Here is a 10726-nt window from a genome sequence, read left to right as displayed (position 1 = left end):
TTCACGATGCATTACTTAAGGCTCAAAAAGATGGTGTAGGATTTAATGAATTTAAAAAGGGTTTAAAAGCTACTTTAAGTGATAAAGGCTGGTACGGAAAAAAAGACATTGTAAATCCACTCACAGGCGAAGTAAGAAGTATAAATATAAATTCATCAAGACTTAAAACAATCTATACAACAAATATGCAAAGAGCTTATAATCTAAGCCGTGCAAAAGTGATGATGAACTACACTTATAAAACATATTGGCTTTACAAATCAGCAAAGCTTAGCACAAGTAGAAGTAGTCATTCTAAAATGCATAATGTTGCAATCCACAAAGATGATGCTTGGTAGCTGATAAACTACCCACCGAATGATTATAACTGCAAATGTTATGTAATACCAATTAGTGAAATAGAAGCAAGAAAATATAAAATAATGACAAATCCACCAAATATCGCAAGTGAGCAATTTGCGTATGATAAAAGGATTGGTGTAAGTAATAATGTAAAGACCCAACTTAGCTCAAGTCTTGATAAATTACCAAAAAATCCAAGCTATGACAATCTTAGCGATGAAGAAGCTTTAAATAAAGTTTATGAAAGATTTAATGCTAAAAAAGGAGAATTATTAATTGATAAGATAGGCGATGTAATAAGGCTTGATGATATGTTTTTTATGGATAAAAAGAAAAATGCTCCATAAATCAAAAAAAGAAATCGTCATTTATACATTGATTATTTCCAAAAGCTAATAAATGACCCTGATGAGATTAGACTAAGTCAAGAATTAGACCCTAGATTTGATAAGTCAGTCATTAAAAAAAACATATATAAAATGGTTTTATGATGATAATATAAAAAAAGCTTTAGTAATGGTAGTAAATCAAAAAGGCGATGTGATAAATAATAAAACTATGTTTTTAAGCGATAGAGAGGATTATCTAAATGATATTTTAACTCAAGGTAAAATAATCTATAAAAAATAACTACTAGCGGCTCAGTAACGAGATAAAGAGGACTCGCCGCATTTGTCTTTGGTCTCATACTTGATAGTAGTTATTGTGATATTTTAGTGGATTTTGCATTACTTGTCAAATTTATAAGAAGTAAGAAAGGAGGGCTGAGTGTTTCATAGCCAATGAGCCGCCGCCCTCTATGGCGATGATGCTATGAACACATAACAATTCTCATGCCAGCATTTTAACTCATTTAAACTTATTTGTCAAATAATGTTAGCTTTAAATACCTTTTAAATCGCTTTTAAGATGATTTTCTAAAAGGTCTTTTGTTTCTTCTTTAATCTCATTTATAGCGATTTCGCTAAAATTTTCGTATATTGTCATAAAACAAATTCAAAACCTGATTAATTAGCTACCGAAATCCACGCAGTGCTTAGCGGAGATACTGTTGTAATTGATACAGAAGAATAAATCATGCTTATTCATCTAATCTAAGTCCTTTAGACGCAATTAAATACTTTAATGATGAATTACCTAAAGATTATGATTTAGATAAACTTCGCTTTAGTACATATAATCGTACATTTTTAATAAGTGGAATAAATGAAATTGAAACATTTAAAAGAATGCATAGTATACTTAAAAAGGCTTATTTAAATGGCACGAGCTTTAAAGATTGCGTAAAAGAGCTAGAAAGCATTAGTGGACTTCATAAACACCATTTAAAAGTTGTTTTTAATCAAAACCTAAGACAAGTATATAGCTTTGCTAGGTATGAAAAACAACTAATTAGCGATAAGCCTTACTTAAGATATGTAGCAATTATGGATAATAGGATTAGGGATAGCCACAAAGCCTTTCACGGACTTATTTTACCTAAGGAGCATTCTTTTTGGCGTAACAATTACCCGCCTAATGGCTGGGGTTGTAGGTGCAAAACACAGGTTTTAAGCCTTGATGAAGCTAAAGCACTTGGCTATAAAGAAAACGCAAAAGACCCAATAAGTTCATTAAATGCTGCTGTGCGTGGATTTGATAATAATCCTATTGAGCCTAATAATGCTTTATTTAAAGTATTAGAAGAAAAGGTAAAAAGTGTAGATGAAACTTTAAGAAAACAAGCTCGTAGGATTATGAATAATGCTTTTACAGACTACATCAAAAGAGAAAGCTTATACAAAGAGATAAAGGCAAGTTATGATGAATTTAAGCCTAAGTATGATGCTTTTATCAAGCAAAAATTAAAAGGCTTAGAAAATCCAACACAAAAGCAAAAAGACGATATAAACGAAGCTTTTAAAAAGAAAATAAGTTTAATTACCGAAAATCTAAAAGCTAAAAACAAAAGAGAACACGCCTTTATAGAAGTAGCAAAACTTGACGGCTCTAGTGTGTTTTTAGACAAGTATCAGATAGCAACGCACCTAAAACACACAAGTATCACAGCTATGGATTATACGCTTATAGATAGGATTATTAAAGAGGGTAGCATAGATGAAAAAAGAAAGTAAGCAAAGAGGTAAAACCATCATTTATAGTATTTTAGGTAGGAGATATAAACTTGTTTTAAGACCTGATAAAGGTAGGTATTTAGTGGATAGTTTAAGGTTTGATGATGAGTGATGTCAGGGTGGGGAAAGCTAACTAACGTAAGGCTGATTAGACCTTTTAAAGCTTTAGTCAAGACCCAACCTAAACTACAAGCCCCTTTTTTGCGTCAATCACACACAAAGTTAAGGGTATTATAAATAAACATAATTAAGGAGAACTTAATGGATATGCAGTTTGGCTTAGGGCTAAAGTTAGCCTTAGGTGGATTTGATAAGCTAAAAATACAGCAAGAAAGATTAGAAAAACTAGGCAAAATTGCAAAGCTTAGCACTGATAAAATGAATAATCTAACAAAAAGCATAAATAAGCTTAATAATTTAGATATAAAAGCAGGTCTTGCAAAAAAGCAATAATAAAAATTTTGGTAATTATAGGTTTTTATTTTTCTATTTAAATTTTATTAGAATTGGGCTTATAATAAAAAATTACGATAAGTTTTTTATTTTTGTTTTTAAGTTTCAAACCGTGTTGTGATAGAATTAGGTTTGCAATTTTATCACTTCGCTCTTATGATATTAAAGATGCTAGAGTTTCAAACCATGTTGTGATAGAATTAGGTTTGCAATTTACTAAGAGGTCTTAAGGGTGCAAAAGTTCTTTTGTTTCAAACCATGTTGTGATAGAATTAGGTTTGCAATTGAAGAAATAGCAAAAGCTTTAGAAAAAATGCAGAAGTTTCAAACCATGTTGTGATAGAATTAGGTTTGCGATTTCATTTGATTTATCTAGGTTTAAAGAGTAATTAGGTTTCAAACCATGTTGTGATAGAATTAGGTTTGCAATGGAAGAAAAATAAGCCAAATTTATATCAAATAGTTAGTTTCAAACCATGTTGTGATAGAATTAGGTTTGCAATTTTAGATAATTCATTGTAATAATTATCATAGTTTTTGTTTCAAACCATGTTGTGATAGAATTAGGTTTGCAATTGAATAGCTATTTAACTAACCCCACGCAAGCGTGGTTTCAAACCATGTTGTGATAGAATTAGGTTTGCAATATAATCCAAAAAAAGTTATAGTTGAAACAAATGGTGTTTCAAACCATGTTGTGATAGAATTAGGTTTGCAATTTTAATTTATATGAAACCATAAAATTATCTACGTAGTTTCAAACCATGTTGTGATAGAATTAGGTTTGCAATAGCAAGGAAAACTTGCTTATATATCAAGTATTTGAGAGTTTTTAAAAAATAGTGATTTTTCCACTTTTAAAATTCTTTCAAATTTTAGTACTTTAGTGGAAAAATTAAACCTATGTTTAGTTTGTATCACTAAAATTAAAAAGCAAATCTAATTCTATCACAATATATTAGAGTTTGAAATCATTTTAAAGTTAGTAAAATATCGGGCAACTGGCTTAGCCACCCCGATAACCCTTCAGTAAGATTAATTCAACTTATGATATTTTATGTATAGGTAAATGTTAGTTTTAAAACTTTTGATTTTAAAATCACTAATAAGAGTAGAAAAATATCGGATAATTATTTTATAATTCCGATATTTTATTATTTATTCCATAACATTTATAATTATAATATTTTATATATACTCACACAAATGAATTTAAAGGAACAAGAATGAAAACTTATATTGGCATAGATATGGGAGCAAAAAATAATGGAGTATTTATAACACATACAAAAGATGGAAAGATTGTATATAAAACGGCTATGAACTATATTTTTGACCCATCTTTTATAAATTTTTTGAAAAAAGATAGAACTTCCAAAAGACACCAAAAAAGGGGTAAAAAAAGGTCAAAATTTGTTAGAAGGCTTTTAGATGAATTGTTAAATAAAATCAAAATCAAAGATTTAAGCCAAAGCGAACTTGAGTTAATATATGGACTACTTAAAAATCGTGGGTTTAATTATATAAATATAGAATTTGAAAATGACATTAGCGATGAGAGTTTAGAAATATTAAACGAAATTGATAGCTATGAGTTTAAAAACTGCATTAACAAAAATGATTATGAATTAAGGCTTTCAAATTTTGCAAACGAGTATGATACTGATGAATTCTGTGAGTTTTTAGCTAAGCAAACTAGCCTAATAATGCAAAAATATGATAACGATAAATTTGTTTATAATATAAAAGCAAGTGATAGAAATGCTATTACAGATATGTTTGAAGCCCTTAGAAATGAAATGCTTAAAAATAACAAGCATAGAGAAAAATATATAAAAGACATAAAAGAACTTTGCAAAAGTGTGGAATTTGAAAGCGTAATTTCAAAATTAAATATAAATGCCGATGAGTTAGCCAACCTTATTGGTAATATTTCAAATTATCAAACAAGGGTTTTAAGAAGGTATTTTAATAACAAATTTGATGATGTTTTTGATGATGAAAAATTAAGAAAACAAAGCATAAGAAATATAAAATTTCTTACCTTTCAAGGCGAAAAAGAGTTAGAAAATAAACGCACAATGTTAGAAAACCTAGAAAATTCAAGCTATGAATATCTATGTAAAAATGACCCAATAATAAGCATTCCACCTTATGAGAGAATGAATAATAAAAACCCACAAACTTGCAATGTATTAGTCTTAAAAGACAAGCTTGGTAATAAGCTAAAAACTTGCCTAAAACATATTTTAGAAAATCCTAATTTTTCAAGCCTTACTATAGACGAGAACGGCGTTATAAAAGAATACGATGAATTAGATGAAAATGAGTTAAAAGTGGTTTTTCAAAGATTTTTAGATATATCTAAGGGGTATTTAGAAGATATTAAACTTTATCCTAGAAGTTTTGATAAATATGCAAAATATTTTAAAGATACGATATGTTTAAATGATAGTGATTTTGATGCCTTACAAGACTTTGCAAATAAATATTATGATGAATTGCTGCTGGCTAAAAAAGGTGTATTATCAAATAAACTTTTAAAGCCTTGTGGGTGTCATACTCCTTATAAAAATAACCTTAAACATACTCATCTTAGTATTTTATGGGCTAAGCCTGATGGATTTAGTGAAAATGATGTCAATATTTTTATGGAATTTATAAATAAAAAAGAAAATAAAGTTAAGGGTAATACTACCTTAAATGGTTTTTTAACTAATCTTAGCGAAATGGCTAAATCTTATCAAAACGCCTTTTACAAAGCTTTAGAAGACGAAAAGGCTTTATTAGATAACAAGGCTACAAATGATAAGGAATTAAAAAAGATTTTAGAGCAATATAAAAAAGCCTATGAATTAATAACTAACCAAGAAATATTTAAAAATGTAGCTAAAAGCGACAAGCTAAAAACTATGATAAATCAACTGCTTCAGAGTGCAAATATAATCTTAGATGATACTAAGGGTTTTAATAAACTTTGCAAGGAACACTCATTGCAAACTTTACTAAGAACAAGTGGTGAAAAAGCTATGTGTTCGGTATTTGGCTCGGATAGTGCAAGGCTTATAAATGGTAGGGTTGAAATGTATATTGATAGACTTGCTTATGAGATAGTGAGTGATTTGGATTTAAGCAATACTAAAGAATTGAGTATAAATATAGAGCAAAATGCCTTTGCTTTTGAAACTGCGGCAAAAGAGCTTACAAAAACTAAAGTAAAAAGAAAGCCTAAAGAACATTTTGTAATATGCCCTTATAGTGGGGAGTCTTTAAATCTAAAAAATGCTGAATATGATCATATCTTGCCAAGAAGTAAATGTAAGTATAACTCAGAAGCGAATTTAATTCCCGTAAAATCATACGAAAATCTTAGAAAAAGTGATGGGTATATTTATTTTACTGATTTAAAAGAAGAATATAAAAATGATATATACAAAAAGTGTGGTGTAGCAAACGAAAATGAGTTAAAAATCTTTATAAATAATACTTTAAAAGGTATTGATACCGATAAATATACAAATTATAAAAATCTAAAATATCATGAGCAAATTGCCTTTAGACATGCACTTTTTATGCCTAAAGAAAACTTTTATGCTAAAGCATTGGAATTATTAGAACAAGATAAATTAAAAACCACAACAAACGGCACTCAAAAACGCCTTGCTAAACTAATAGTTCAAAAAGCTCTAACAAAGAATAAAGATTTAGATATTAATGTAAATTTTATTGATAGTAAGCTAACAAGTGCTATTAGGCGTGAGCTAAGTCTTGATTTACCAGAAATAGCAAAAGAAAAAATTCAATCAAGCCATAGCCATTGTATAGATGCTAGTGTTGTATTTTATATAGCTAGTGCTATTAATGATAAAAAGGTGGTATCTATAAATGAGAATGTGAAGTTTGAACCAAAGTTTAAATTCAGTAAGATTTATCTAAAAGAAAGTGAGATAAAAAATATACAAAGCCAAAAGTACTTAGAATTAAGTCAAGATAAAATTTCAAGAAAGCAATTATTTAAAGATACGATTTACTCACTTAGATATGAAAATGCTAAAAATTTAAGTGATAAGCATTTAAATATTTTAAAAGAATTTGATTTATTAATGGAAGTTAAAAAACTTAAATCGGTAAGATTTCATATAGATACCAAAAAAGTTTTTGATTTAATCTTTGCAAGTTTTGAGGCAAAAGATATAAAAACACTAGAAAAAATTAAATTTTTAGATAAGTTTTTGGTATCAAGTGTGAGAAAAGATGTTTTAGATATATTTTTTGATACTAAAAGTAACGAGTTAATCAAGCCTAAAGATAATGGTGCAAATATAGAAAAGTTCTATGCAATCCTAGTAAAAAATGAAGTAAAAACTAAAAACGAAGTAGAAAAAATCCATAAGCTTTATATAAATAATTTCTACACAGGTAATCAAAAAGATATAAAAAGAGCTAGAAATAAACGCCGTGTTACATACTCGCTAAGTGTTGTAAGTGCAGCTAGTTTTGTGGTGCGTAGAAATACTGGCTATGAAGGTTTAGCAAATGAAAACATAGCTACAAAAAATTATTTTGATAAAGATAGAATTGTAGGTATAAAATATCATAGCAAGAATGTTTTACCACTTAAAATAGCTGATATTTTAGATATTTTAAACCTTAGCGAAAATGCTAAAGAAATTTATAAAATAAGCATTAAAAACAACTTACCAGAAAAAATCTCAAAGCTTGATTTTATAGTTGGTGAAGCTGCTAGACATACGGTGCAAGTGCATTTTAACAAGGCAAAATTAGGATATGATTTAGGTATTTTTAAGGGTGCATTAAATGATAAAAATGATAAATGGGTGAAGTTTTGTGATGAGTGTTTAAATGTTGAATTAGTTGAGTTTTTAGGTAAGCCAAGGGATTATAAAGCTAGTATAATTTGTGATAATTTTGAAGTTTTAGGGCTAAAATACACAACAAATCAAACCTCAAAAGCAAATAGACAAATTATGAAAGATAATATATGCTAAAACATCTCGTAGTGAATTCTTACGGGGTGTATTTGGGGCTAAAATCGGCTAGATTAGTAGTTAAAAAAGATGGAGAGTTAATCAAAGAATATCCACTTAAAAACCTAAAAACCATAAGTATAAAATCTCGTGGTGTAGGGCTAAGTAGTGACTTAGCCTATGCTTGTGGAGTGCGTGGGGTTAAGATATTTTTTAATGATTTTAAATCTCATTTAGCTTTACACACTTTACACGAGCATAAAAGCGTAAATGTGATAAAACATCAGATTTTAAGCGAACAAAACGGCAAAGATCTAGCCTTAGCAAAAGAGCTAATCATAGGTAAAATCAAAAACCAACGCTCCACGATTTTATACTTTTCAAGGTATTTGCAAGATGATTTGCTAAAACAAAAAACCACCGAGCAATTAAAAACATTTATTAACGAGCTAAAAACTTATAAAATGACAAAAGATAGCATTTTTGGCATTGAAGGAAGTGCGGCAAAAGTTTATTTTGATTATCTTAGACAAACAAGGCTTTTAGGAGATGAGTTTGTAAATCGCATGGGCAGATATGCAGATGATAATGTAAATAAAGCCCTAAATTACGGCTACGCAATACTTTTAAACATAATTTATAAAAGCGTGATAAACGCAGGGTTAAACCCATATTTTGGAGTGCTTCATAGCTTAAGAAGTGCTAAGCCATCGTTAGTTTTGGACATTATGGAAGAGTATAGAAGTTTTTTAGTTGATAGAAATATCATCAAGCTAAGGCATCAGCTAAAGGGCGATTTTAATGAGTGTAAAAAGCTAATTTCAAATGAGATTTTTAACTCACTTGCTAAAAAGTTGCCACATAATCACTCTAAACTAAGTCTTGAAAGCATCATACAAAGACAAGTTTATAAGCTTAGTGGGTTTTTGTGCGGTGCGAATAATTATCATTCTTATGTGTTTAGGTGGTGAGCGTGTATATTGTAAGCTACGATATAGAAGATAACAAATCACGAACAAAACTTTTTGAAGAGTTAAAGGATTTAGGGCTTTTAAATATCCAAAAATCAGTCTTTTATGGAGAGCTTAGCAAAAGCGAGATAAAGGTGGTAAAAGAGCTTTTTAAAAAGCTTTGTGATGATGGGGATAAGGCATTTTTGTGTAGGTGTGAGATAGATTTAGATTATACGCACGGTTATAAAAAGGCTGATTTAGAGCAACTTAGTTTTGATAGTATTTAGTAACTTGTGTATATTTTAACCAAAACAATGAGAATTTTAAATAATTTGAAATAGGAATTTCATGGAACTTTTGAAGGCGAGTTTGATTAGGCAGTTTGTGTTTTGTCCTAGGATATTTTATTTTTATAATTTTTGCGATATTACACCAAAGTATCCTAAGCATGTATATTTTGGTAATGATTTTCATAAAAAGCAAGACGAGCTTTTCAAAAGTCGCACATTTGCTAAACTTGGGCTAAGCGAATATAAAGCCTATAAAAATCAATATTTAGAAGATGATGAGCTGTGTGGGGTTTGTGATATGCTCTTTGTTGGGGTTGATGAGGTGGTGGTGCTTGAGTTTAAACAAAGTAATAATCTAAATCTTAGTAACGGGGCGAAAATGCAACTACTAGCATACGCAAAAATAGCTAGTAAAACTTATGCTAAGCCTTGCAAAAGAGTGATTTTATGCTCATCAAATCATCTAAAACATAAGGTTTTTAATATTTTTCCGAATGATTTTGCTAGGCTTAAAAGAGTTGTAAAAGATATGAAAAATCTTTTAGATAATGGAATTTTTCCAAATAGTAGCGCTAGTCTTAATGCTTGTAATCAATGTGAATTTTTTAACTATTGTGATGATAGAGAATAAGTTGCGGATCCTAGGTGCTATGCAGAGCTAGGATTTTTGCTAACTTTAACCGCAATAATGATTTCAAACGCTCGTTGTGATAGAATTAGATTTGCTTTTTAATTTTAGTGATACAAACTAAACATAGGTTTAATTTTTCCACTAAAGTACTAAAATTTGAAAGAATTTTAAAAGTGGAAAAATCACTACTTTTTAAAAACTCTCAAATACTTGATATATAGCAAGTTTTCCTTGCTATTGCAAACCTAATTCTATCACAACACGGTTTGAAACTATTGACTTTTTAAAAATCTTTCATACCTTAAAACATTGCAAACCTAATTCTATCACAACACGGTTTGAAACTTTTTGATATAGTAGTCATTAATATTACTCTCTTTTATTGCAAACCTAATTCTATCACAACACGGTTTGAAACTCTTCTACGATTTTGCAAATTAATTCGTAGACTTTATTGCAAACCTAATTCTATCACAACACGGTTTGAAACTTTGAAACAATGTCAAACCTTGCAAATGGTAATGAATATTGCAAACCTAATTCTATCACAACACGGTTTGAAACATAACACCGAGTTGATGCAATTTACCGAAAATATTTATTGCAAACCTAATTCTATCACAACATGGTTTGAAACTCTTGAGATTTTGTGGAGCGGGAAATAATCTCATATATTGCAAACCTAATTCTATCACAACATGGTTTGAAACCTAAAATATATCCCATTACCAAATAAATATATTGTAATTGCAAACCTAATTCTAACACAACACGGTTTGAAACATAAAATGAGCTTTGTTAATCATTATGCAAATTCTATTTCAAACCTAATTCTATTGTAAGAATGCTAGAAAGTAACGATATAACATAATAATACAAAACAAATACGATTAAGCAAAAAATATAAAGTAGAAAAACTAGTATTGAGTTTAAATTATTTAAATATTTTAAAATA

At 29.0% G+C, this 10726-nt stretch carries 10 protein-coding genes and 2 CRISPR repeat arrays; all 10 genes read left to right on the top strand.

Annotated features, from left to right (window positions below; translation table 11 throughout):
* A partial coding sequence (locus AVBRAN12647_RS09345; protein WP_336615089.1) for a phage minor head protein occupies nucleotides 1-338 on the top strand: 338 nt, incomplete at its 5' end.
* 84 nt (nucleotides 339-422) lie between these two features.
* Nucleotides 423-689 (top strand): hypothetical protein, encoded by a 267-nt coding sequence (locus tag AVBRAN12647_RS09340; RefSeq protein ID WP_336615088.1) that lies wholly within the window; start codon nucleotides 423-425, stop codon nucleotides 687-689.
* 97 nt (nucleotides 690-786) lie between these two features.
* Nucleotides 787-972, top strand: a complete 186-nt coding sequence (locus AVBRAN12647_RS09335) for a hypothetical protein (protein WP_336609894.1) — start codon at nucleotides 787-789, stop codon at nucleotides 970-972.
* Nucleotides 973-1571: 599 nt separating this feature from the next.
* Nucleotides 1572-2456 (top strand): phage head morphogenesis protein, encoded by an 885-nt coding sequence (locus AVBRAN12647_RS09330; protein WP_336615087.1) that lies wholly within the window; start codon nucleotides 1572-1574, stop codon nucleotides 2454-2456.
* A complete protein-coding gene (locus AVBRAN12647_RS09325) occupies nucleotides 2440-2568 on the top strand; it encodes a hypothetical protein (protein ID WP_336615086.1) in 129 nt (42 codons plus the stop codon). The genes AVBRAN12647_RS09330 and AVBRAN12647_RS09325 overlap by 17 nt, the downstream gene beginning before the upstream one ends.
* A gap of 149 nt (nucleotides 2569-2717) precedes the next feature.
* Nucleotides 2718-2909 (top strand): hypothetical protein, encoded by a 192-nt coding sequence (locus AVBRAN12647_RS09320; protein ID WP_336609893.1) that lies wholly within the window; start codon nucleotides 2718-2720, stop codon nucleotides 2907-2909.
* A 102-nt stretch (nucleotides 2910-3011) separates the two neighbouring features.
* Nucleotides 3012-3700: direct repeats of the CRISPR family, unit length 37 nt; unit sequence GTTTCAAACCATGTTGTGATAGAATTAGGTTTGCAAT.
* A gap of 435 nt (nucleotides 3701-4135) precedes the next feature.
* Nucleotides 4136-7918 carry an HNH endonuclease domain-containing protein gene (locus tag AVBRAN12647_RS09315; RefSeq protein WP_336615085.1) on the top strand — a complete coding sequence of 1261 codons (3783 nt, stop codon included), beginning with the start codon at nucleotides 4136-4138 and terminating at the stop codon, nucleotides 7916-7918.
* Nucleotides 7912-8868 (top strand): CRISPR-associated endonuclease Cas1, encoded by a 957-nt coding sequence (gene cas1, locus AVBRAN12647_RS09310; RefSeq protein WP_336615084.1) that lies wholly within the window; start codon nucleotides 7912-7914, stop codon nucleotides 8866-8868. The genes AVBRAN12647_RS09315 and cas1 overlap by 7 nt, the downstream gene beginning before the upstream one ends.
* Before the next feature lie 2 nt (nucleotides 8869-8870).
* Nucleotides 8871-9137 carry a CRISPR-associated endonuclease Cas2 gene (gene cas2 / locus AVBRAN12647_RS09305; protein ID WP_214118919.1) on the top strand — a complete coding sequence of 89 codons (267 nt, stop codon included), beginning with the start codon at nucleotides 8871-8873 and terminating at the stop codon, nucleotides 9135-9137.
* Nucleotides 9138-9198: 61 nt separating this feature from the next.
* On the top strand, nucleotides 9199-9771 hold the full coding sequence (gene cas4, locus AVBRAN12647_RS09300; protein WP_214118918.1) for a CRISPR-associated protein Cas4: 573 nt from the start codon (nucleotides 9199-9201) through the stop codon (nucleotides 9769-9771).
* Nucleotides 9772-10007: 236 nt separating this feature from the next.
* Nucleotides 10008-10555: direct repeats of the CRISPR family, unit length 38 nt; unit sequence ATTGCAAACCTAATTCTATCACAACACGGTTTGAAACT.
* Nucleotides 10556-10726: the final 171 nt, after the last annotated feature.

This window comes from Campylobacter sp. RM12647, from assembly GCF_020138135.1.
Lineage (GTDB): Bacteria > Campylobacterota > Campylobacteria > Campylobacterales > Campylobacteraceae > Campylobacter_E.
The sequence above is the reverse complement of the archived record's forward strand: the minus strand, read 5'-3'. Positions and strand labels throughout refer to the sequence as shown.

Bases quoted from the DNA above. Each gene is read 5' to 3' on its own strand.
- AVBRAN12647_RS09340 (WP_336615088.1), top strand. From the start codon at position 423: ATGACAAATCCACCAAATATCGCAAGTGAGCAATTTGCGTATGATAAA.
- AVBRAN12647_RS09330 (WP_336615087.1), top strand. From the start codon at position 1,572: ATGCATAGTATACTTAAAAAGGCTTATTTAAATGGCACGAGCTTTAAA.
- AVBRAN12647_RS09325 (WP_336615086.1), top strand. From the start codon at position 2,440: ATGAAAAAAGAAAGTAAGCAAAGAGGTAAAACCATCATTTATAGTATT.
- AVBRAN12647_RS09320 (WP_336609893.1), top strand. From the start codon at position 2,718: ATGGATATGCAGTTTGGCTTAGGGCTAAAGTTAGCCTTAGGTGGATTT.
- AVBRAN12647_RS09315 (WP_336615085.1), top strand. From the start codon at position 4,136: ATGAAAACTTATATTGGCATAGATATGGGAGCAAAAAATAATGGAGTA.
- cas1 (WP_336615084.1), top strand. From the start codon at position 7,912: ATGCTAAAACATCTCGTAGTGAATTCTTACGGGGTGTATTTGGGGCTA.
- cas4 (WP_214118918.1), top strand. From the start codon at position 9,199: ATGGAACTTTTGAAGGCGAGTTTGATTAGGCAGTTTGTGTTTTGTCCT.